This window comes from Microbacterium oleivorans, from assembly GCF_013389665.1.
Classification (GTDB): Bacteria; Actinomycetota; Actinomycetes; order Actinomycetales; family Microbacteriaceae; genus Microbacterium; species Microbacterium oleivorans_C.
This window is the reverse complement of record NZ_CP058316.1, coordinates 322,727-343,573: the sequence shown is the minus strand read 5'-3', so window position 1 is coordinate 343,573 and position 20,847 is coordinate 322,727. Positions and strand designations below refer to the sequence as shown.

Below are 20,847 nucleotides of genomic sequence, written 5' to 3'. Positions count from 1 at the left end.
GGCGTCGTGGTTCACCAAGACGCCTCGCTCGACCCGAACGAACCCGGTGCACTCGGGGCACAGCGCACAGCCGTCCGGGAATCCGTCGGCGAGCCGTGGCGCGGGCTCCGCCGAAGTGCCCGACCCCGGGCACCTCGGCGGATCGGCCTGTGCGTCGGACCACATCTGCGAGGTGCCCAGACGGTTGTGGAGACCGGCGTGACCGCGCGGCCGAGTGCACAGCGCCGACCCGCGCCGCGACCGGCACCAGCTCGCCGTGGGGTAGCTCATCGCGTCAGACGCGGGTACCGCAGATCCCGCATTCGCCGGCTGCCGAGACCTCGATGAAGCACTGGGGGCACATGGCGCGCACCACGTCCGACGGCGCGGGCGCCTTCGGTGCGCGGGTGGCTGCGGCGCCGCGCGGAGCCCGTCGCGTCGGCGTCGCGCGCGCAGCGGCGGCCACGACCGGCTCCTCGCGCGCCGGCAGGTGCAGGTCGCAGTAGAACCGCACGAAGCCGCCGTGGTTCGTGGGGTGCCGATGCTTCACGACCCAGAGGATCGCACGGTCGTGCGCCGGCGTCGCCGGGGGACACGCCGCGCAACGCGCCGGGTCACCGGGGATGACGTCCGCGACGCGGTAGGGCGTCTCGTAGGTGAGGCGATCGCGCCAGTCGGCGGAGTCGACGATTCTCATGGGTGTCCTCTCCGACGCTGACGCGCCGGATTCCAGCGTACCCGCGGCCCCCGGGCGACGGCGCGCGCTCCGTTCGGTGAACATCTCCGGAACGGCGCGCGCCACCGGCTCCGACGTGCTCCGCCTTTGCCACAGTGGACCCGTCACCACCGGCGAGAGGGTGCGAATGGCAATGGCGACCCGGGCACCGCTGGACGTGCTGCTGAGACCCGCCGCGCTCGCGCGAGCCTGGATGGGAGCCGGGCGCGTCCAAGAGACGATCGCCGTCCCGGGCGTGGTCCTCGCCCCTGGTGAGGCGCTCGTGCGCGTCGAGCTGGCGACGATCGCCGACGAGGACCTCGCCGTCGCCGACGGGCATGACGACTGCCCGGTGCCGACGGTGCTCGGCCGCGAGTTCGTCGGACGCATCGCGGCGCTCGGCGGCGCGGTGCCCGCGACCGACGGGAGCAGCCTCGACCTCGGCGAGCGGATCGTGTGCGCTGCGGGGGCGCGGGAGCGGATCGCACCGCACCGGGAGCTGGTCGGCGGGTTCGCGACCCACGTCCATCTGCGCGCGGCGACTCCGATCGTGCGGGTGGGGGAGACCCTCCCGGCATGCATCCTCGCACCGCTCCCCGGTGCGTTCGCGCGCGCAGCGGCGGTGCTGCGCTCCATCGCCCAGGCGATCGACCTCGAAGAGGCGGTGGTCCGCGTCACCGGTTCCGGTGCGGACCCGCTCGTGATCGCGGCGATGGCGACCGAGGCCGGAGCGGCGGTGGAGATCGCGTCGGCGGATCCGCGCGTGCGCGCGCGAGCTCATCGGTTCGGTGCGTCGCTGGCCGGCGGCCGACCGCCCGCGCACGGACCCCGCCTCGGCGTGACGTCCTCCGACGGCGAATCGATCGAGGTCGCGGCCGGCGCGCCCGAGCCCGTGGCGGCCGACCTCGAGGCGGCGGTCGCCTTCATACGGAACCCCGGCACGCGCCGCTATCCGTTCGCAGACCTGGTATCGGTGCCGATGCCGCTCGACCGGCTCGACGAGGCCATCGAGCTGGCCCGCGCCGGCGGACACCTCCGAATGGCGATCGCCCCCGGAGGCTGAGCTGCCGGGGGCGATCGGTGGGTCGGGATGTCAGGCCGTCTGGCCCGCGTGCTTGCCTTCTTCGATCTCCTCGATGACCTTCGCGTTGAACGCGGGCAGATCATCGGGGGTGCGGCTCGACACCAGACCCTGGTCGACGACGACCTCCTCGTCGACCCAGGTGGCCCCGGCGTTGACGAGGTCGGTGCGCAGGCTCGGGTAGCTCGTCAGGGTGCGGCCCGAGAGCACGTCGGCCTCCGTGAGGATCCAGGCCGCGTGGCAGATGGCGGCCACGGGCTTGTGCTGCGCGAAGAATGCGCGCGTGAAGTCCACCGCGGCGGTGTCGACGCGCAGATCGTCCGCGTTCACGACACCTCCGGGCAGGACCAGCGCGTCGTAGTCGTCGGCCGACGCGTCGGCGGTGACGAGATCGACGCCCTGGGTGTGCCCGTTCTTGCCGGTGATCTCGCCGGACTGCGGAGCGACCAGCACGACCGTCGCACCGGCGTCGGCGACGGCCTGCCACGGCGAGGTCAACTCGCTGTCTTCGAACCCGTCTGTTGCGAGGAATGCGATCTTCTTGCCATCGAGAGTGCTCATGCGGCCGACGCTACGCGCCGGCGCCGCCGGACTCGACCTGCTTGACAGTCCGATCGGCTGATGGTCTCGGAGGCCCGGACGGGGTTACGATTGCCGAATGTCCACCGCATCCACGCCCCAGCCCCAGACCTTGCAGCCGGTTCCCGACGAGAAGAACCTGCTGTCGAACACCAACGACGAGGCCGCCTCGTGCTGCGGTGGGGGATGCTGCTCGACGTCGTGACGCGGGCCCGAGTGGGCCGATGACGAAGCCGCCGGTGCGAGAGCACACGGCGGCTTCGTCGTTCGCAGAGACGGACGCGGATGTCAGTGCGGTGCAGGAGCCCCGTCCGGTGCGTCCGCGGGCTTGCGAATCAGCACGGCTCCGATGATCAGCGGCGACGCGATGATCGCCGCGACGAGGAAGGCCGCGCGAGCACCCGCCGCGCCGGCCGCCGTCGAGCCGGGATCGAGGGCCCCGGACTCGGCCGCGGCCATGACCGTGATGAGCAGAGCGATCCCCGCGGCACCGGCCACCTGCTGCATCGTCGAGACGATGGCGCTGCCGTACGAGTAGAAGCGCGGCTGGAGCGAGCCGAGCGACGCCGTGAACAGCGGCGTGAACGACATGGCGAGCCCGAGCGACAGTGCCGTCTGCAGCGCCAGGAGCAGCCACACCGACGTGTCCTCGGTGAGCGTCGTGAAGGTCCACAGGATGCCCGTGACGACGACCGCGCCGGGGACGAGCAGCACGCGCGTTCCCCATCGGTCGTAGATCCGGCCGATGAAGGGGCCGGCGATACCCATGGCGAGGGAACCGGGGAGGACGACGAGACCCGACTCGAGGGCCGACAGCCCCAGGACGTTCTGCATGTACAACGGCAGCAGCGTGATCGTGCCGAAGAATGCCATGGACATCACGGTCAACTGGGCGACGGAGAGGGAGAAGTTCGCCGAGCGGAACACGCGCAGGTCCAGCAGAGCCTCATCGTCGCGCTGCAGGCGCAGCTGGCGCCAGACGAATCCCGCCAGCGCGAGCACGCCGACCGTCAGGGCGACGATGAGGGGCAGGTTGGATGACGGGGCCGCCGCCGCGGCGTCACCGCCCCCGTGCCCGCCGGCGCCGATCTGACTGAGCCCGTAGACCAGCCCGCCGAAACCGAATGCCGAGAGCACGACCGACAGCACGTCCAGCGGCGCACGGCGCGTGTCGCCGAGATTGTGGATCCACTTCACCCCGATGGCGAGCGAGACGAGGGCGATCGGGAGGACGACACCGAAGATCCAGCGCCAGCTCAGCGTGTCGAGCAGGAATCCCGACAGCGTCGGTCCGATCGCCGGGGCGAGCGACATGACGATGCTGACGCGTCCCATCATGCGGCCGCGCGCGTGGGGCGGGACCACGGTCATCAACGTGGTCATGAGGAGCGGCATCATGATCGCGGTGCCCGACGCCTGCACCACGCGCGCCACGAGGAGCACCTCGAATCCGGGCGCCAGAAGCGCGATGAGCGTGCCGGTGGAGAACAAGCTCATCGCGGTGGCGAAGACGGCCCGGGTCGTGAAGCGCTGCAGCAGGAAGCCGGTGATCGGGATGACGATCGCCATGGTGAGCATGAACGCCGTGGTGAGCCACTGGGCTGCCACCGCGGTGATGCCGAAGTCGACGATCAGGTGCGGGATGGCCACGCCCATCGTGGTCTCGTTCAAGATGGCGACGAACGCCGCGACCAGCAGCAGCCAGATGACGCGGTTCGCCTCGGGAGAGACGACGACGGGAACCGATCCGGACGCTGCGGGAACGGTCTCGGACGTTGATGACGGCGCGACGGCCATGGAGAAGCTCCTCGGTACGGAAAGGTCGGTCGTCACCCGAGGGCGGACACCGCAGGAGGAACGCCCCCGCGTTCCGATTATTCCCCGCCGCGGGCCCGCCCACCAGCGAGCGCGGCACCGGGACCCGCCGTCTCGGCGAAGCGAGTCACCACAGACGGGCGGCGCGCCACAGCTCGGCGATGCCGGGGTCGACGGCAGGGAGGACCGTGGCGCGGTCGAGGAAGTCGCGGACGAGACCGCCGACGCGGCGTCGGTACTCGGGATCCGGATGCGTCTGCGCGATGCGCACGAGCGGCGGCACATCCATCTCGAGCACCAGGCGCACGCGCGCGTGCGCGGCATCCCTCGCGTCGGCGGCGTCGAGCACGGCGAGACCGCCGCGGAGCGCCTCGATGTAGTCCACGAGCACGCTCAACTGCGCGCGGTGCTGGGTGATGGACGACCCGTCGGCTCGTTCCCGCCACTGCACGACGACGTCGGGGATGACGTCGAACGCGCGCGCCCGGGTGTACATCTGCTGCGCGACGAGCTGATCCTCGTACAGCCGGCCCTCCGGGAAGCGAAGCCGGTGGCGGCGCCAGAACTCGATGCGGCTCGCCTTCGACCAGGCGACGATGTTCCCGGATGCGGCGGGGTGATCGGCCAGGGTCGTCCCGAGGCGGGCGGGGTCGGTGGCCGCGGACACCCAGGGCTGCACCGCGCCGGGGACGTACCCCTCGTCCGTGGGCCGCAGACGCACGTACGCGCCCACGACGAAGTCCGAACCCGTGGCGTCGAGGGTGCTCACCAGACGCTCCAGCGCCGACGGGGTGAGGACGTCGTCGCCGTCGAGGAACGCCACGAAGGGCGTGTCGACGAGATCGAGCGCCGCGTTGCGGGCGGCGCCGAGACCCCGGGGCCGGTCGTGTGTCACGACCTGGAAGCGGCCGTCACCGGCAGCCGCACGCGCGAAGATCGAACCGGTGTCGTCGCGCGAGCCGTCGTCGACGAGCAGTGCCCGCCACCGCGGCAGGGTCTGGGCCTGCAACGACGCGAGCGCGTCCGCAGCGTAGGGGGCGATGTCGCGACCGGGGACGATGACGGTGACGACGGGCGTGCTCACGACCCCGATCGTACCGCCGCCACTGCGTCGGTCACCGCGTCGGCGAGCGCGACAGGGTGGGGCGGGACGGCACGGTCGAAGCTGAAGCGCACGGCGGTTCGGCCGGCGTCGGCGTCGAGGCCGAGGGCGGTGAGGACGTGCGAGGGCTCGTCGCTGCCGGCGGCGCACGCCGACCCGCTGCTCGTGACGATCCCGCGCCGTTCGAGCTCGAGCAGGACCGCTTCGCCCGATGTGCCGGCGAACACGAACGAGGCGAGACCGGGCAGCCGGTCGACGGGGTCGCCCGTCAGCTCGGCGCCCGGGATCTCCGCCAGCACGAGCGCCGTGAACGTGTCGCGTGCCCGGACGGCGCGTGCGGCGGCATCCGTCCGCTCCCGCTCGGCGAGCTCGAGGGCCAGCGCGAAGCCGACGGCGGCGGCGACGTTCTGGGTTCCCGACCGGCGGCCCCGCTCCTGGCCGCCGCCGTGGATGACCGGCTCGAGGGGGAGGCGCCCGCGCACTGCGAGGACGCCGATGCCCTGCGGTGCGCCGATCTTGTGTCCGGCGATCGACAGAGCCGCGGCGCCCGTTCCCGCCAGCGGCAGCCATCCGGCAGCCTGCACCGCGTCGACGTGGACGGGCACCGATCCGGCCGCACGGACGACACCGGCGACGTCCTGCACGGTGCCGATCTCGTTGTTGGCGTAGCCGACGCTGACCACCGCGGTGTGCTCGCGCAGGGCGTCGGCGATGCGTCCCGGGTCGACCCGGCCGGCCGCATCGACGGGGACGACGTCGAGCTCGTAGTCGTGCATGCGCACGAGATACCGGCAGACCGCGAGGACGGAGTCGTGCTCGATCGCCGTGGTCACGATATGCCCGGGCCGGCGCCCGCGTGCGCCGAGGGCGATGCCGGCGATCGCGAGGTTGTTGGCCTCGGTGCCGCCGGAGGTGAACACCACGTCCCCGGCGCGCACGCCCAGCACGGCGCCCACCCGTCGGCGCGCGTCCTCGAGCGCCGACGCGATGTCCTCGCCGACGGTGTGGACGCTCGAGGGATTGCCGAACCGCCCGGTGAGGAAGGGGGCCATGGCCTCGAGCACCTCGCGCCGGACCGGGCCGCCCGCGGCATGGTCGAGGTAGAGCATCAGGTCGCGCCGATCACGAGATCCAGCCCCAGGTCGAGGGCGGGAGCGGAGTGGGTCAGCGCTCCGACCGAGATGACGTCGACCCCCGTCTCGGCGATCGCCCGGACGGTGTCGAGGCTGACGCCGCCGGATGCCTCGACCGTCGCACGCCCGGCGACGAGCGCGACGCCTCGGCGGAGATCGTCGAGGGCGAAGTTGTCGAGCATGATCGTGTCGATCCCCGCCGCGAGCACCGGCTCGATCTGATCGATGCGATCGACCTCGACCTCGACGTGCATGGTGTGCGGGAGCGTCGACATCGCGCGCCGCAGCCCCTCGGTGATCGAGACCCCATCCGCCGTGATGACGCCGAGGTGGTTGTCTTTGAGCATCACGGCATCCGACAGGGAGAACCGGTGGTTCGCTCCACCGCCGTCGCGCACCGCCGCGCGCTCCACCGCGCGGAGTCCGGGCGTGGTCTTGCGCGTGTCGACGATACGTACGCCCGTGCCCGAGACCGCGTCGACGTAGCGCCGGGTCAGCGTCGCGATGCCGGACATGCGCTGGGCGAAGTTGAGTCCGACCCGTTCGGCGGTCAGAACGGCTCGCGCCGGTCCTCGGACGGTCGCCAGCACGTCGCCGGGCCGGATCGCCGCGCCGGACGGCGCGAGATCGTCGACCGTGCAGCCCGGGTCGGTCAACGCGAAGGCGGCCTCGAAAAGCGCGCCACCGCTGAAGACACCCGCGGCCCGGGTGACGAGTCGGGCCTCGGCGATGGCCTCGGCGGGCACGAACGCCCCGCTCGTGGCATCGCCCCACGGAGCGTCCTCGTCGAGAGCCGACTGCACCAGGCGCGCGAGTGCGGGGGGAACGAACATCAGGCGACCCTCTCGCTCGGCATGGCGGCCGCGATGCCGGCGTCGGCGGCGCCGGCATCGTCGACGCGGTGATGCGACCCCAGCGACCCGCGCCGATCGAACGCCGCCGCGGTCATCGCGCGTGCGACGAGCAGCAGCGATGCGTCCTCGCTCCCACGCACGGTCCGCGTCTCGCGCGGCGTCTGCGACCACTCCTCGAGCACGGCCCGAGCGTGGGCGAGCCCGGTCCCGTCGCGACGGAGGCCGACGTGCTCCCACATGAGCTGCTGCAGCGCGAGGCGGGAGAAGGGCGGCGCGGGACGTGCGGACGGTGCGTCGGCCGGACGTCGCACCGCGGGCGGGGCCGGCGGTGCGACGTCCGGCCAGGTGCCGCGGGCGTCGGCCGCGACGGCCTCGCCCGCCCGTGCTCCGAAGACGGCCGCCTCCAGGAGCGAGTTCGAGGCGAGGCGATTCGCCCCGTGGACCCCGGTGCGCGCGACCTCGCCGGCCGCGTAGAGTCCGGCGACGCTGGTGCGCCCGTGGAGGTCGGTGACCACCCCGCCCATCAGATAGTGCGCCGCCGGGGTGACCGGGATCGGCTCCCGTGCCCAGTCCCAGCCTCGCTCGCGCACGGCCCGGTCGATCGTGGGGAAGCGGCCGGCGAGGAACGCCGCCGTCGCCGCGGGCGTCGCGCGCAGGCGCGTCGCATCCAGGCGCACCGGACGTCCGCCCTGACGTGACATCGCCGCCGCCATGGCCCGCGCCACGACGTCCCGGGGAGCGAGCTCTCCCGCCGGGTGCTCGTCGAGGCAGAACCTCCGGCCGACGTCATCGACGAGGACGGCCCCTTCGCCGCGCACGGCCTCCGAGACGAGCGTGCCGTCCGCGAGGGCGGTGGGGTGGAACTGCGTGAACTCCAGATCGGTCACCGCGGCGCCCGCCCGGAGCGCGAGCGCGATGCCGTCCCCGGTGGCCACCGCGGGGTTGGTGGTGTGGGCGAACAGCTGCCCGGCCCCTCCGGCGGCGAGGATCACCGCGTCGGCGGGCACGAGCGACGTCTCGCCGTCTCGCGCGACGGCGAGGCCGCGGACGCGGCCCCGCTCGATGATCAGCTCGATCGCGAGGGTGTGCGTGCGCACCTCGACGCCTCGGTCGCGGAGCGCTCGGTCGAGCGCGTGCTGGATGACCGCGCCTGTCGCGTCGCCGCCCGCGTGGAGGATGCGGGGGCGGCTGTGTGCGCCCTCGAGCCCGAGCGACAGTCCGCCGTCACCGTCGACGTCGAAGACGACCCCCAGCCGGGCGAGCTCGGCGACCGCCGCCGGTCCGGCAGACACGAGCGTCCGGACCGCCTCCGGGTCGACGGTGTCCGCCCCGGCCCGCACGGTGTCGGCGAGGTGCCGATCGAGGGAGTCGTCGGCCCCGACGGCGGCGGCGATCCCACCCTGTGCGTAGGCGGTGTTGCCCTCGCCGAGTCCGGCCTTGGTCATGACCACGACGCGGCAACCGGAGCGCGCGGGCACGCAGAGCGCTCAGCGCGCCGGCGAGTCCGGACCCGACGACCACGACGCGAGCGGTCACGGTCGCGCCGCCAGCATCCGCTCCAGCGCGACGCGCGCCGGATCGGCGACGTCGGCGGGAACCCGGATGCGGTTGGGCGTCCGCCCCGCGACGAGCTCCTCGAGCACCCAGGCGAGGTAGCCGGGATGGATGCGGTACATCGTGGAGCACGGGCACACGACGGGGTCGAGACAGAAGATCTCGTGCTGCGGGTACTGGGCCGCGAGTCGCTGCACGAGGTTGATCTCGGTGCCGATGGCGAAGGTCGTCGGCTCGGTGGCGGCGTCGATCGCCTTGCGGATGTAGTCGGTCGATCCCGCTTCGTCTGCCGCGTCCACCACGGCCATGGGGCACTCGGGGTGCACGATGACCCGGACGTCCGGGTGGTCGGCGCGCGCCTTCGCGATCTGCTCGACGGTGAAGCGCCGGTGCACCGAGCAGAACCCGTGCCACAGGATGACCCGCGCGTCCGGCAGAGCGTCCGCGGCCCCTCCGAAGGGTCGGCGGGGGTTCCACAGCGGCATCTGCTCCAGCGGCACACCCATGGCCTTGGCCGTGTTGCGTCCGAGGTGCTGGTCGGGGAAGAACAGCACCCGACGGCCGCGCGCGAACGCCCACTCCAGCACGGTGCGGGCGTTGGAGGAGGTGCACACGATGCCGCCGTGCCGCCCGACGAAGCCTTTGATCGCGGCGGACGAGTTCATGTACGTGACCGGGATGACCGGCAGCAGCCCGTCGTCGTCGGGGGTGTCGAGATCGCCGTAGACCTCGGCGAGCTGCTCCCAGCACTCCTCGACCTCGTCGATCGAGGCCATATCGGCCATCGAGCAGCCCGCCGCGAGATTCGGCAGGATGACGGCCTGCTCGGGCCGAGAGAGCAGATCCGCGGTCTCGGCCATGAAGTGGACGCCGCAGAAGACGATCGCCTCGGCCTCGGGGTGCGCCTTCGCAGCCCCGGCCAACTGGAAGGAGTCCCCGACGTAGTCGGCGTGGACGACCACCTCCTCGCGCTGGTAGAAGTGTCCGAGCACGACGACCCGGTCGCCGAGCGTCGCCTTGGCGGCACGGATGCGCTCGTGGAGGTCAGCCTCGGATGCGGCGCGGTAGCTCTCGGGGAGTGCGCCCTGGCGGGGCGCGCCGGTGGGGATGACGTCGCCCATGGACGATCCCGGTCCGTAGCCGGGCCGGGCATCGAAGTCCCACGGCCCGGCGGCCAGGTCGGTGTTGCAGGTCTCGGCGGTCGACGCGCCGGAGACGATCGCGCGGATGCCGTGGTCGACACTCGGATCGACCGGGCGGGGTTCGAGGGTGAGCGGCGAGGAAGTCATGGCTGTTCCTTCATCGGGGGAGCGGGCCGCGGTCGGCGAGCTCGACATCGTGGTTGTAGCGGTACAGGCGGGCCGGGCGGTGGCTGCCGGTGCGGAAGCCGTCCGTCGGGATGAGCGTTCCCGATCCCTCCACCTGACGGCGGAAGTTCGCGGGATCCAGACGTCGTCCGCCGATGGCCTCGTAGACCTCCCGGAGGTCGGCGAGGGTGAACAGGTCGGGGAGGAGCCCGTGGGCGATCCGGCTGTAGCCGACCTTGTTCCGCAGCCGCCACAGGGCGTACTCGACGATCTGCGCGTGATCGAACGCGAGCGGGGGAAGTTCGGCGGCGTCGAACCACGCCACGTTCTCGTCGGCGGGCAGCGGCGTGGAGGCGATGTCCTCGCGCACGAGCGCCCAGTAGACGATCGACACCACGCGCGACGGCGAGCGCCCGACATCGCCGAACGCGTAGAGCTGCTCGAGATAGCTCGGCGCCAGGGCGGTGGTCTCGGCGAGCGTGCGGGAGGCGGCGGCCTCCAGGTTCTCGGTGGCATCCAGCCAGCCGCCGGGGAGGGCCCAGTGACCCGCGTGCGGGTCGCGGGTGCGCCGGACGAGCGGGAGCACCACCGAGGGTAGCTCCGCACCACCCGGGCGGAGGTCATGACGCAGGCTGAAGATCACGGTGGACACCGCGACGCGGATGTCGTCGGACCCCGAGGCCCGTGCTGTTCGTGTCATAGTGACCATAACTCCCGGAGTCGATCTTAGGGTCAGTATGACCAGAACGCCAAACCGGGTGTCTCCCAGCGGAGCGCCGTACGCTGGAGGAGTCCCGAGGAGGTTCCGTGCTGCTGGTCGACGTCATCGTCGTGATCCTCCTCGTGGCCGCCTTCGCGATCGGCGTGACCCGCGGTCTGGTGGCGATCGCGGGATCGCTTGCGGGCCTCGTGGTCGGAGCGCTCCTGGCGGTCTGGGCAGTGCCGCTGATCGCCCCGGGGGTGGCCGACTGGGAGTACCGCTCGCTCGTGCTCACCGTCTGCGCCATCGCGATCGTCGGCCTCTGCACCGCCCTGGGCACCGCCGTCGGTGCTGCGCTGCGCCGCGGTGTCGACCGCGCGAAGCTCCGCGTCCTGGACCGCATCCTCGGCGCCGGCGGGGCTGCGGTCGCGGGCGGGCTGGTCCTGCTGCTCGGGGCCGGCGCCGTCACGGCGAGCGGGATGCCGGTGGTGTCGACGGCGGTGGCGTCATCGCGGGTGCTCACCTTCCTCGACGGGCTGACCCCCGACCCCGTCGACAGCGCCCTCGCCGAGGTGCGGGGCTTCGTCGTCGACGAGGGCATCCCGCGCATCGGCGAGCTGCTTCAGCCCGAGGTCTCGCCCACCGCACCGGCGATCTCGCTCGAGGATCCCGAGCTGCAGCGCGCCGCGGCATCCGTCGCCCGCATCAGCGGCACGGCGTACGCCTGCGGCGTCTCGATGACCGGTTCGGGGTTCGTCGCCGCCGCCGACCTCATCGTGACCAATGCGCACGTCGTCGCGGGCGTGGACACCCCCGTCGTCGAGCTGCCGGGGCTCGACGCCCGGGAGGGCCGGGTGGTCTATTTCGACGAGGTCGACGACCTCGCCGTCATCGCGGTCGACGGACTCGAGGCTCCGCCGCTCCCGGTCGTGCCCCCGGTGACCGCGGGCACACCGGTCGCCGTGCAGGGCTATCCGCTGGGCGGCCCCTTCACCAGCGGGGCGGCGTTCGTGCTGTCGGTGGGGACCGCTCCCGTTCCCGACATCTATGACGAGAACAGCGCACCGCGCGAGATCTACGCCCTCGAGGCCGACGTGCGCCCCGGCAATTCGGGAGGCCCGCTGCTGACCGACGCGGGCGAGGTGACCGGCGTCGTCTTCGCGCGGGGCGCCGACGACGAGCGCCGCGGGTATGCGATGACGACGACCGAGCTGCTGCCGGCACTGGCCGGTGCGAGCGCGGACGCACCGGCGGTGGCATCCGGAGCCTGCACGCGTTGACGCGGCGGACCGCCGAGGGGCGGGCGCGGCGCGCGTCCCCGCGGGTGCGCGGGGATCGCGCGGCGTGCCGCTATGCTGATCGCGCAACTGAAGACAGGCCGCATGACGCACGCGGGAGAGCCCGGATCGCTCCGGGCACCGAAGGAGCAAGCCTCCCCGCCAATCTCTCAGGTCCTCGTACCGCGCACGTCCGGCCGCTCTGGAAAGCGATCTCGCTCGAGATCCGCCGACGGTGAAAGCCGGGTCCGCCCGGTGAAACTCTCAGGCCCAAGACAGAGGGGGAGTTCCCGGATGCCGCAGCCGTGGCCTCCGCCCGCCCGCAACGGGAGAACTCATGTCAGATCCCCGCTCCACAGCTCTGCACCACCGGCACGCCGCGCTCGGCGCGTCGTTCACCGACTTCGGCGGTTGGCTGATGCCGGTTCGGTACACCTCGGACCTCGCTGAGCATCACGCCGTCCGCACGGCCGCCGGTCTGTTCGACATCTCGCACATGGCCGAGTTCGACGTCTCCGGGACCGTCGCGGGCGAGTTCCTCGATGCCGCTCTCGCGGGTGCGATCTCGGCGATGGCGGTCGGCAAGGCCAAGTACTCCCTCGTGCTCGCGGCCGACGGCGGGATCATCGACGATGTCATCGTCTACCGGCTGAGCCAGGAGAAGTTCCTCGTCATCGCCAACGCGGGCAACCGTGCTGCGGTCGCGGTGGCCCTGCAGGAGCGGGCCGAGGGATGGGACGCGGCGGTGCGCGACGTCACGGACGACTACGCCCTGCTGGCCGTCCAGGGCCCGGCCGCGCTGGCGATCCTCGAGGCGACACGCGGTCTCGCCGAATCCGGTACCGCGCTTCGCGACACCCGCTACTACGCCTGGGCGGACGCCTTCTTCGACGGCGTCCCCGTGCTCGTGGCCCGCACCGGATACACGGGTGAGGACGGCTTCGAGCTGCTCATCCCCGTGGCCGCCGCCGAGGCGCTGTGGGACGCGCTGCTGGCGGCGGGGCAGGGCCACGGCCTCGTGCCCGCCGGCCTCGCCTCGCGCGACACGCTGCGGCTCGAGGCCGGCATGCCCCTCTACGGCCACGAGCTGACGCTCGAGGTCACGCCGGCTCAGGCAGGTCTCGGCCGCGTCGTCGCCGCCGAGAAGCGGGACTTCGTCGGCAGGGAGGGCCTCGCCGCTCGGGAGACCACCGCGCTCCCGGTCCTCGTCGGCCTGACCGCCGAGGGTCGCCGTGCCGGCCGCGCGGGCTACGCGGTCGTCGACGCCGCCGGCCGCACGGTGGGCGAGATCACCAGCGGCGCCCTGAGTCCCACCCTCGGCCATCCGATCGCGATGGCCTACGTCACCCCCGATCTCGCCGTTCCCGGCACCGAGCTCGCGCTCGATGTCCGCGGCACGCGCGTTCCTGCAACCGTCACCACGCTGCCGTTCTACCGGAGGAAGAAATGACCGATCTCGCCGCCCTCAAGTACACCGCCGAGCACGAGTGGGTCGCCGTCTCGGGCACCACGGCCACCGTCGGCATCACCGATTACGCCGCGGAGAAGCTCGGTGACGTCGTCTACGTCGACCTCCCCGCCGTCGGCACCGCCGTCGTGGCCGACGAGGTCTGCGGTGAGATCGAGTCGACGAAGTCGGTCGGCGAGCTGTACGCGCCGCTCAGCGGCGAGGTGGTCGAGGTCAACGACGCCGTCGTGGATGATCCCTCGCTGGTGAACGCCGGCCCGTTCGGGGACGGCTGGCTGATCCGGATCGAGATCGACCCGGCCACCGCCGACGCGCTGCTGGATCGTGACGCGTACCTCGCCCTCACCGGCGGTGACCAGTGAGCTCCGCCTTCGCCGCGCGCCACATCGGCACCGACGCCGCAGCGCAGCGCCGCATGCTCGACGCGCTCGGATACGACGACATCGACGCGTTGGTGGGCAGGGCCGTCCCGGCATCCATCCAGGTCGGCCCCCTCGCCGACAGCGTCATCCCGAGCGCGGCGAGCGAGGCCGAAGCCCTCGCCGAGCTGCGAGAGATCGCCGCGCGCAATCGGGTCGCCCGCTCGATGATCGGGCTCGGCTACTACGACACGCTCACCCCCGCGGTCATCCAGCGCAACGTGCTCGAGAACCCGTCGTGGTACACCGCCTACACCCCTTATCAGCCCGAGATCTCGCAGGGCCGACTCGAAGCCCTGATCAACTTCCAGACGATGGTGACCGACCTGTCCGGGCTCGCGACGGCCAACGCGTCGATGCTCGACGAGTCGACGGCCGTCGTGGAGGGGATGCTCGTGGCCCGACGGGCCTCGAAGAGCCGCTCGAACGTGTTCCTCGTCGACGCCGATGCGATGCCGCAGACCAAGGCCGTTCTCGGTCACCGCGCCGAGGCGCTCGGCATCGAGCTGCGCGAGGTCGACCTGGCCGCGGGCGCCGTCTCCTCGGACGAGGAGGTCTTCGGGGCGTTCGTGCAGTACCCGGGCGCGTCGGGACGGGTCTGGGACCCGGCAGCGGTCATCGCCGACGTGCAGAGCCGCGGCGGCCTCGTCGTCGTCGCGGCGGACCTGCTCGCGCTGACCCTGTTGCGCTCGCCCGGATCGCTCGGCGCCGACGTCGCGGTCGGCACCACGCAGCGCTTCGGTGTGCCGATGGGCTTCGGCGGGCCTCACGCCGGCTACATGGCGGTGCGGTCCGGTCTCGAGCGCCAGCTCCCCGGTCGCCTCGTCGGCGTCTCGGTCGACGCCGCGGGCAACCCCGCCTACCGGCTGTCGCTGCAGACCCGCGAGCAGCACATCCGTCGCGAGAAGGCGACCTCCAACATCTGCACCGCACAGGTGCTCCTGGCCGTCATGGCCTCGATGTACGCGGTCTACCACGGCCCTGAGGGGCTGCGCGCGATCGCGTCCGGTGTCACGGGCCACGCCGCGCTCCTGGCGCAGTGGCTGCACGAGGCCGGGGTCGAGCTCCGGCATGAGACCTTCTTCGACACCGTGAGCGCGCGGGTGCCCGGCCGCGCGGCGGAGGTCGTCGCTCGGGCGCGCGAGCTGGGCGTCCAGCTGTGGCGGCACGACGACGATACCGTGGGGATCTCGGTCGACGAGACGACGACGACGACCGATCTCCACCGCGTGGTCCAGGCGTTCGGCGGCCCCCAGCAGCGGGCGTTCGCGTTCGTCGCCGGCTCGGCATGGGACGAGCGCCACGCCGTGCCCTCGCTCCGGCGCGAGGACGAGTACCTCACGCATCCGGTGTTCAACACCCATCGGTCCGAGACCGCGATGATGCGTTACCTCAAGCAGCTCGCCGATCGCGACTACGCGCTCGATCGCGGCATGATCCCGCTCGGGTCGTGCACGATGAAGCTGAACGCGGCGACCGAGATGGCCGCCGTCACGTGGCCCGAGTTCGCCCGTGTGCACCCGTTCGCTCCCGCCGACGACGTCGCGGGCTACCTCGCGCTCGTCGACCAGCTGGAATCCTGGCTGGCCGAGGTGACCGGCTACGACGCGGTGTCGCTGCAGCCGAACGCCGGCTCGCAGGGCGAGCTCGCCGGGCTGCTGGCGATCCGCGGCTACCACCATGCGCGCGGCGACCGGCACCGCGACGTGTGCCTGATCCCGTCGTCGGCGCACGGCACCAACGCGGCCTCCGCGGTCCTGGCGGGCATGCGGGTCGTGGTCGTCGCCTGCGACGAGGCGGGCAACGTCGATCTGGACGACCTGCGCGCGAAGGTCGCGACTCACGCCGACGCCCTGTCGGCGCTGATGATCACCTACCCCTCCACCCACGGGGTGTACGAGCACGAGGTGCTCGCGATCACCGGCGCCGTCCACGACGCGGGCGGCCAGGTCTACGTCGACGGGGCCAACCTCAACGCGCTGCTGGGGTTCGCCCGCTTCGGCGACCTGGGCGGAGACGTGTCGCACCTGAACCTCCACAAGACCTTCGCCATCCCGCACGGCGGTGGCGGCCCGGGGGTCGGGCCGGTGGCCGCGAAGGCGCATCTGGCGCCCTTCTTGCCGTCCCACCCCCTCGCTCAGCGCGCGGAACACGCGGGCGGCTTCACCTTCGACGGCGGTGCGGTGTCGGCCGCGCCCTACGGGTCGGCCTCGATCCTGCCGATCTCGTGGGCCTACGTCCGGATGATGGGCGCCCGGGGCCTCCGGGATGCAACGGGGGCGGCGGTGCTCGCGGCCAACTACGTGGCCGTGCGCCTGCGCGAGCACTACCCCGTGCTCTACGCGGGGGAAGGCGGATTGGTCGCCCACGAGTGCATCCTCGACCTGCGCCCGCTGCGCGAGCGTACCGGGGTCACTGTCGACGACGTCGCCAAGCGCCTCATCGACTACGGCTTCCACGCGCCGACGATGTCGTTCCCGGTGGCCGGAACCCTCATGGTCGAGCCGACGGAGTCGGAGGACCTCGACGAGATCGACCGCTTCGTCGAGGCGATGATCGCCATCCGCGCCGAGGCCGACAAGGTGGCCTCGGGGGAGTGGCCCGGTGCGGACAACCCGCTCGTCGCGGCACCCCACACGGCCGAATTTGTCATCGGCGCCGAGTGGTCGCATCCCTACTCGCGTGAGGACGCCGTCTATCCCGTCCGGTCGCTGGTTCGCACGAAGTACTGGCCCCCGGTGCGCCGTATCGACCAGGCCTACGGCGACCGCAATCTCGTATGCGCCTGCCCGCCGATCGAGGCCTTCGCCTGACCCGCTCGCCGCGACGGCTGTGAGAACGCACCGTCCCGCCGAGCACGCACCCTGGAGGGTGCCACCTCGGCGGGACGGTGCGTTCTCGGCTCAGAATCAGAACAGGGCAGGCCACCAGGCGGCGGCGAGCGGGTAGCCGATGAACGCGACGAGGTCGATCACGACGTGCGCGACGACGAGCGGCATGACCCGACCCCAGCGGTGGTACACCCATCCGAAGACCACGCCCATCGCGAGGTTGCCTAAGATCGGACCGATGCCCTGGTAGGCGTGGTACAGCCCGCGCAGGCCCGCCGTCGACAGGATGATCGTCCAGGTGCTCCAGCCGAGTCGACGCAGGCGGTCGAAGAGGTACCCGATGAAGATGACCTCCTCGGTGAGACCGGCCCGCAGCGCGGCGAGGGTGAGCAGCATCACCGCGGTCCACCCGCCGTCGAGCGGCGCCGCACCGACCTGCACGGTGATGCCGAGGGCGCGGCCCAGCGCGTAGAGCCCCAGCCCCGGCACCCCGATCACCAGGACGAGCAGGATGCCGCTGCCGGCATCCCTTCCGAACATCCGGAAGTCCAGCCCGATCCGGCGCAGGGCCGAGCGACCCGGCTCCCAGAGGAAGTAGATCGCCAGCGCGACCGGCGCGAGGTTGAACACGTGAGACGCGGCCTGCGAGACGACGGACCACGGATCCACGGTCGCCGCGCCCGGATTCAGCGAGGTCGACTGGTCGCCGAGCGCGACCTCCCTGGTGACGGCCTGGACGAAGGAGAGCACCGAGAAGAAGGCGGAACGACCGACCGACAGGGCCAGTACGAGGACGATCTCCCACGTCAGCCGGGTTCGCGATATCGACGTCACGGTTCGATGGTAGATCGCGCCGCGACCGCTCAGCTGCGGCGTCGTTTGCGTGCCGGCAGCTCGGTCGCGAGAACGTGCTGGAGCGGCTCGGGATCGGCGAGGCGCCCGATCGAGAGCATCGTCTCGACGCGGTCGATCCCGGCGATCGGCCAGATCTGCTCGACGAGGAGGCGTTGCAGGTCCGCGTGATCGCGCACGCGGAACCGCGCCATGAGGTCGTAGTCCGCCGCGAGCACGATCACCTCGGTCATCGCGTCGATCGCCTTCAGCGCTGTCAGGACCGCTGCCACGTCGGCGTCGCCGGTCAGACGCATCGGCATGACCACGAGCATCGGGTATCCCAGCGCGGCCCAGTCCAGTTCGATCGTGTGACGGCGGATGACGTGCGCGCGTTCCATCCGCGCGACGCGCTCCGCGACGGCGGGCGCCGACATTCCGACGCCGACGGCGATGCTGCGCATGGACGCGCGCGCGTCCTCGTGCAGGCGGTGCAGGATCTGACGGTCGACGTCGTCGAGCTCGAGGACGTCGCGCTCGGGCTCGAGGAGGGAACGCAGCGCGGCGGGGTCGGTCTTCACGCCCGCCCCCGGCCGGAGTCCGCGAAGCCGCTGCGCTCGAGCTCGCGGAACACGTCGAGAGTGAACTGCACGTGGTCGAGGAAGTCCTCCACATAGCCGTGCTCGTCGTACCCGTGCATGTTCCCGGCGGGTCGCAGCGTGCCGGTGGGCGAGATGATCGGCGCTCCGAGGTGCTCGAGGAAGAGCGCTCCGGGACCGGCGCCGGTCATGATGTCGTAGGCGACGGGCTCGGCGCCGTACGCGTGCCCGGCCGCCCGCAGCACGGCCTCGCCGAACGGCGACTCCACGGGGGAGTAGGCCGGCGCGATCGCGCGGAGGACCGACACCGAGATGTCGGGATGCCGGAGGGCGAGGTGAGCCCGCACGGCGTCGACCACCCGATCGGGCTGCATGCCCGGGACGAGCCCGAACCGCACGCGCGCCGAGGCCGAGGCCGGGATGCTCTGACGCACGCCGTCGTCGAGATCGAAGCCGGACAGGCTCATCGACGGCTCGAAGACGAAACGGGTCGTCAGGTCCGAGGTCGTCCCTGTGAGGTACGGAGTCACGCCCTCGCGAGCGATCGACGGCCCCGGCAGGGTGATGTCCGCGGTCCGCCGTCGTGCGCGCTCGTCCGGCACGATCGCGTCGTCGCGCACCCCGGCGACGGCGATGCGGCCGTCCTCCGTCCGCATCGACGAGATCGCGGCCATGAGTTCGAGCGGCGCGGATCGCAGGATGGACGAGTACGAGGGATGCTGCGCGGCCGCGAGGATGTCGAGCCCGAGCTCGATCTCCACCGACCCGCGGCATCCGAACCCGACCGCCGGCCGGCCGTCCTCCTCGCGGAGGTAGCTCTCCCACAGGCAAGCGTCGGCGCGGAGCTCGTCCGCGTGCGCCGCGATGACCTCGTCGAGGCCGGGGCTCCCGATCTCCTCGCACGGGTCTGCGAGGTAGATGAGGCTGTAGGGCACACGGCCGTCGTTCTCGTCGATCCACAGGCGTAGCGACGCCAGGCGCCCCGCCACGTCGGCCTTGTCGTCGCAGGCGCCGCGCGCGTACATGGCACCGTCGCGGATCTCGGCGGCGTACGGGGCGGAGGTCCAGCGTTCCGGGTCGCCCTCCGGCTGGACGTCGTAGTGGTTGTACAGCAGCAGCGAGGTCTCGCTGTCGCCGGCGCGGAACCCGACGACGACGGGTCCGTAGCCGGGGATGTCATAGCGTTCGACGCGGTCCATCAGCGGCGCGAGGCGCGACTCGATCCACGTCGCCGCCTGCTCGATCGCGTCGAGACGGCCGGCCACGGTCGGGAACCGGCACAGCTCCTGCCAGCTCGCGACGATCTCGTCCGAGGCGGCGTCGATGCGGGGATCGCGGGTCATCGTCACTTGCCTCGGGGGAGCGAGACGGGGACGAGCTCGTAGGGGTAGTCCGAGATGAGCTCGTAGCCGTCCTCCGTCACCAGCACGATGTCCTCGAGCCGGACCCCGCCGAATCCCTGTCGGTAGCAGCCGGGCTCGATCGCGATGACGTCTCCGGCCACCAGCACGGCATCGTTCTGGTTCAGGCTCGGGGGCTCGTGCACCTCGAGGCCGACGCCGTGGCCGAGGGAGTGGAAGTAGCCCTCGTCGAGCACCTCGCCGGGCTTCTTCGTCAGCTGCGTCGGCTGTCCCGCGGCCTCGATCGGCTCGCAGGAGATCCGGTGCAGCTCGGCGACGGGCAGCCCGGGGCGGATGGCCGCGAGCGTCGCATCGAAGGACTTCTTGACGATGTCGTAGTAGAACGCCAGCTCGTCGTCGATGTCGCCCTTGACGAAGGTGCGCGTCATGTCGGAGTTGCCGCCGGATGCGATGTCGCGGGGACAGATGTCGACCGTGACCGGCTCGCCCTCGAAGATCTGGCCCGAGCCGGCATGGTGCCCGATGCAGGTCTGCGCGCCGTGCGCGACGATCATCCCGGCGTCCTCGCAGCCGTTGCGCAGGAACACCGACCGGATGCGGTCCTTGAGGTCCTCGCACGTGAGCGGGACGCCCTCGAGGAGCAGCCCGCCGTCGGGGCCGACGGTGGCGCGGTCGATGGCGTCGGCGACCAGGGACACGCCCGCTTCGGCGGCGACCTGCGCGCGACGGATGCCGGCGAGCTCGTGGGGCGTCTTCACCCGGCGACGCTGGACGAAGAGCTCGCGGTCGACGCGGACGTCGACGTCGTGGGCCCGGAGATGGTCGGCGACTTCGAGAGGGAAGGTCGGCGGCACGGCCGCGGCGGTCACGCCCAGCCGCCGGCAGGCGGCGACGAGCGTCGACAGCTCCGCGAGATCGGGGTCCTGTCCGGCCGCACGGAAGTCGTCGAAGCCGAGCTCGTCCAGCGGGAACACCGTCATCCCGGGGACGTCGCGCATACGGGCGGCCTCGAGCGACTTGATGGCCACATGGGGCGCGCCGTCCAGTTCGAGGTAGAGGAACGGGTCGTGCACGTCGTGGGGGATCACATGGCGCATGTCCGCGGCAAGCGTGCTCGCGTAGATGAGGATGGCTTCGTTCGCCACGGCGGCTCTCTTCCGGTCTGACCGTCCGCGATCTGCGGGTCGGGTCGACCTTACCTCAAGCGGTTGTCCGGGCTTGGAACCTTCGTATCGAAGGTCT

Annotated in this window: 19 protein-coding genes and 2 riboswitches; of the genes, 6 read left to right on the top strand and 13 right to left on the bottom strand. The window is 72.0% G+C overall.

Annotated elements, in window-relative coordinates; genetic code table 11:
* Positions 1-274 precede the first annotated feature (274 nt).
* On the bottom strand, positions 275-676 hold the full coding sequence (locus HW566_RS01690) for a glucose-6-phosphate dehydrogenase (RefSeq protein WP_178009848.1): 402 nt from the start codon (positions 674-676) through the stop codon (positions 275-277).
* Here HW566_RS01690 and HW566_RS01685 point away from each other — a divergent pair.
* Positions 675-1,757, top strand: a complete 1,083-nt coding sequence (locus HW566_RS01685) for an alcohol dehydrogenase catalytic domain-containing protein (protein WP_178009846.1) — start codon at positions 675-677, stop codon at positions 1,755-1,757. The genes HW566_RS01690 and HW566_RS01685 overlap by 2 nt on opposite strands.
* 30 nt (positions 1,758-1,787) lie before the next feature.
* On the opposite strand, the gene HW566_RS01680 is transcribed toward HW566_RS01685, so the two are convergent.
* Positions 1,788-2,336: a type 1 glutamine amidotransferase domain-containing protein gene (locus HW566_RS01680; protein ID WP_178009844.1), complete on the bottom strand. Its 549-nt coding sequence runs from the start codon at positions 2,334-2,336 to the stop codon at positions 1,788-1,790.
* A 97-nt stretch (positions 2,337-2,433) separates the two neighbouring features.
* Here HW566_RS01680 and HW566_RS15965 point away from each other — a divergent pair, with 97 nt between their 5' ends.
* A complete protein-coding gene (locus HW566_RS15965; protein WP_256728820.1) occupies positions 2,434-2,559 on the top strand; it encodes a hypothetical protein in 126 nt (41 codons plus the stop codon).
* Positions 2,560-2,642: 83 nt separating this feature from the next.
* Here HW566_RS15965 and HW566_RS01675 read toward each other — a convergent pair whose 3' ends face one another.
* From HW566_RS01675 to HW566_RS01645, 7 genes are all read right to left on the bottom strand, one after another.
* Positions 2,643-4,151, bottom strand: coding sequence for a DHA2 family efflux MFS transporter permease subunit (locus HW566_RS01675; protein ID WP_178009843.1), 1,509 nt, complete (start codon positions 4,149-4,151; stop codon positions 2,643-2,645).
* A gap of 145 nt (positions 4,152-4,296) precedes the next feature.
* Complete coding sequence (locus HW566_RS01670) at positions 4,297-5,253, bottom strand: glycosyltransferase family 2 protein (RefSeq protein ID WP_178009841.1); 957 nt, start codon at positions 5,251-5,253, stop codon at positions 4,297-4,299.
* Positions 5,250-6,380, bottom strand: coding sequence for a cysteine desulfurase family protein (locus tag HW566_RS01665; RefSeq protein WP_178009839.1), 1,131 nt, complete (start codon positions 6,378-6,380; stop codon positions 5,250-5,252). The genes HW566_RS01670 and HW566_RS01665 overlap by 4 nt, the downstream gene beginning before the upstream one ends.
* Entirely contained in the window at positions 6,380-7,237 is an 858-nt protein-coding gene (nadC, locus tag HW566_RS01660) for a carboxylating nicotinate-nucleotide diphosphorylase (protein ID WP_178009837.1), read from the bottom strand. Before nadC ends, HW566_RS01665 begins: the two co-directional genes overlap by 1 nt.
* Entirely contained in the window at positions 7,237-8,703 is a 1,467-nt protein-coding gene (gene nadB / locus HW566_RS01655) for an L-aspartate oxidase (protein ID WP_178009835.1), read from the bottom strand. Before nadB ends, nadC begins: the two co-directional genes overlap by 1 nt.
* Before the next feature lie 87 nt (positions 8,704-8,790).
* Positions 8,791-10,101, bottom strand: coding sequence for a quinolinate synthase NadA (gene nadA / locus HW566_RS01650; RefSeq protein ID WP_178009833.1), 1,311 nt, complete (start codon positions 10,099-10,101; stop codon positions 8,791-8,793).
* Positions 10,102-10,111: 10 nt separating this feature from the next.
* The gene (locus HW566_RS01645) at positions 10,112-10,819 is read right to left on the bottom strand and encodes an NUDIX hydrolase (RefSeq protein ID WP_178009830.1); all 708 of its coding nucleotides are present in this window, start codon (positions 10,817-10,819) and stop codon (positions 10,112-10,114) included.
* A 107-nt stretch (positions 10,820-10,926) separates the two neighbouring features.
* Here HW566_RS01645 and HW566_RS01640 point away from each other — a divergent pair, with 107 nt between their 5' ends.
* The 4 genes from HW566_RS01640 to gcvP all read left to right on the top strand — a co-directional run bounded on the left by HW566_RS01640 (position 10,927) and on the right by gcvP (position 16,796).
* On the top strand, positions 10,927-12,099 hold the full coding sequence (locus HW566_RS01640) for a MarP family serine protease (RefSeq protein WP_178009828.1): 1,173 nt from the start codon (positions 10,927-10,929) through the stop codon (positions 12,097-12,099).
* A gap of 102 nt (positions 12,100-12,201) precedes the next feature.
* A riboswitch (glycine riboswitch) is annotated at positions 12,202-12,292 on the top strand.
* Between the two features lies 1 nt (position 12,293).
* Positions 12,294-12,382, top strand: a riboswitch (glycine riboswitch).
* Between the two features lie 51 nt (positions 12,383-12,433).
* A complete protein-coding gene (gene gcvT, locus HW566_RS01635) occupies positions 12,434-13,546 on the top strand; it encodes a glycine cleavage system aminomethyltransferase GcvT (protein ID WP_178009826.1) in 1,113 nt (370 codons plus the stop codon).
* Positions 13,543-13,926, top strand: a complete 384-nt coding sequence (gcvH, locus tag HW566_RS01630; RefSeq protein WP_178009824.1) for a glycine cleavage system protein GcvH — start codon at positions 13,543-13,545, stop codon at positions 13,924-13,926. The genes gcvT and gcvH overlap by 4 nt, the downstream gene beginning before the upstream one ends.
* 53 nt (positions 13,927-13,979) lie before the next feature.
* Positions 13,980-16,796, top strand: coding sequence for an aminomethyl-transferring glycine dehydrogenase (gcvP, locus tag HW566_RS01625; protein WP_256728982.1), 2,817 nt, complete (start codon positions 13,980-13,982; stop codon positions 16,794-16,796).
* Between the two features lie 96 nt (positions 16,797-16,892).
* Here the strand turns inward: gcvP and HW566_RS01620 are convergent, their stop codons facing one another.
* The 4 genes from HW566_RS01620 to HW566_RS01605 are packed head-to-tail and all read right to left on the bottom strand — an operon-like array spanning position 16,893 to position 20,750.
* Positions 16,893-17,648 (bottom strand): CPBP family intramembrane glutamic endopeptidase, encoded by a 756-nt coding sequence (locus HW566_RS01620; protein WP_256728818.1) that lies wholly within the window; start codon positions 17,646-17,648, stop codon positions 16,893-16,895.
* Positions 17,649-17,677: 29 nt separating this feature from the next.
* Positions 17,678-18,226, bottom strand: coding sequence for an Lrp/AsnC family transcriptional regulator (locus HW566_RS01615; protein WP_178009821.1), 549 nt, complete (start codon positions 18,224-18,226; stop codon positions 17,678-17,680).
* Positions 18,223-19,587 (bottom strand): M20/M25/M40 family metallo-hydrolase, encoded by a 1,365-nt coding sequence (locus HW566_RS01610; protein WP_178009819.1) that lies wholly within the window; start codon positions 19,585-19,587, stop codon positions 18,223-18,225. The genes HW566_RS01615 and HW566_RS01610 overlap by 4 nt, the downstream gene beginning before the upstream one ends.
* A 2-nt stretch (positions 19,588-19,589) precedes the next feature.
* On the bottom strand, positions 19,590-20,750 hold the full coding sequence (locus tag HW566_RS01605) for a M24 family metallopeptidase (RefSeq protein WP_178009817.1): 1,161 nt from the start codon (positions 20,748-20,750) through the stop codon (positions 19,590-19,592).
* Between the last annotated feature and the right edge of the window lie 97 nt (positions 20,751-20,847).

What these genes read in the sequence shown, in the direction of transcription:
- HW566_RS01685 (WP_178009846.1), top strand. Translation starts at nt 675, where the DNA reads ATGGGTGTCCTCTCCGACGCTGACGCGCCGGATTCCAGCGTACCCGCG.
- HW566_RS01690 (WP_178009848.1), bottom strand. Translation starts at nt 676, where the DNA reads ATGAGAATCGTCGACTCCGCCGACTGGCGCGATCGCCTCACCTACGAG.
- HW566_RS01680 (WP_178009844.1), bottom strand. Translation starts at nt 2,336, where the DNA reads ATGAGCACTCTCGATGGCAAGAAGATCGCATTCCTCGCAACAGACGGG.
- HW566_RS15965 (WP_256728820.1), top strand. Translation starts at nt 2,434, where the DNA reads ATGTCCACCGCATCCACGCCCCAGCCCCAGACCTTGCAGCCGGTTCCC.
- HW566_RS01675 (WP_178009843.1), bottom strand. Translation starts at nt 4,151, where the DNA reads ATGGCCGTCGCGCCGTCATCAACGTCCGAGACCGTTCCCGCAGCGTCC.
- HW566_RS01665 (WP_178009839.1), bottom strand. Translation starts at nt 6,380, where the DNA reads ATGCTCTACCTCGACCATGCCGCGGGCGGCCCGGTCCGGCGCGAGGTG.
- nadC (WP_178009837.1), bottom strand. Translation starts at nt 7,237, where the DNA reads ATGTTCGTTCCCCCCGCACTCGCGCGCCTGGTGCAGTCGGCTCTCGAC.
- nadB (WP_178009835.1), bottom strand. Translation starts at nt 8,703, where the DNA reads ATGACCAAGGCCGGACTCGGCGAGGGCAACACCGCCTACGCACAGGGT.
- nadA (WP_178009833.1), bottom strand. Translation starts at nt 10,101, where the DNA reads ATGACTTCCTCGCCGCTCACCCTCGAACCCCGCCCGGTCGATCCGAGT.
- HW566_RS01645 (WP_178009830.1), bottom strand. Translation starts at nt 10,819, where the DNA reads ATGACACGAACAGCACGGGCCTCGGGGTCCGACGACATCCGCGTCGCG.
- gcvT (WP_178009826.1), top strand. Translation starts at nt 12,434, where the DNA reads ATGTCAGATCCCCGCTCCACAGCTCTGCACCACCGGCACGCCGCGCTC.
- gcvH (WP_178009824.1), top strand. Translation starts at nt 13,543, where the DNA reads ATGACCGATCTCGCCGCCCTCAAGTACACCGCCGAGCACGAGTGGGTC.
- gcvP (WP_256728982.1), top strand. Translation starts at nt 13,980, where the DNA reads ATGCTCGACGCGCTCGGATACGACGACATCGACGCGTTGGTGGGCAGG.
- HW566_RS01610 (WP_178009819.1), bottom strand. Translation starts at nt 19,587, where the DNA reads ATGACCCGCGATCCCCGCATCGACGCCGCCTCGGACGAGATCGTCGCG.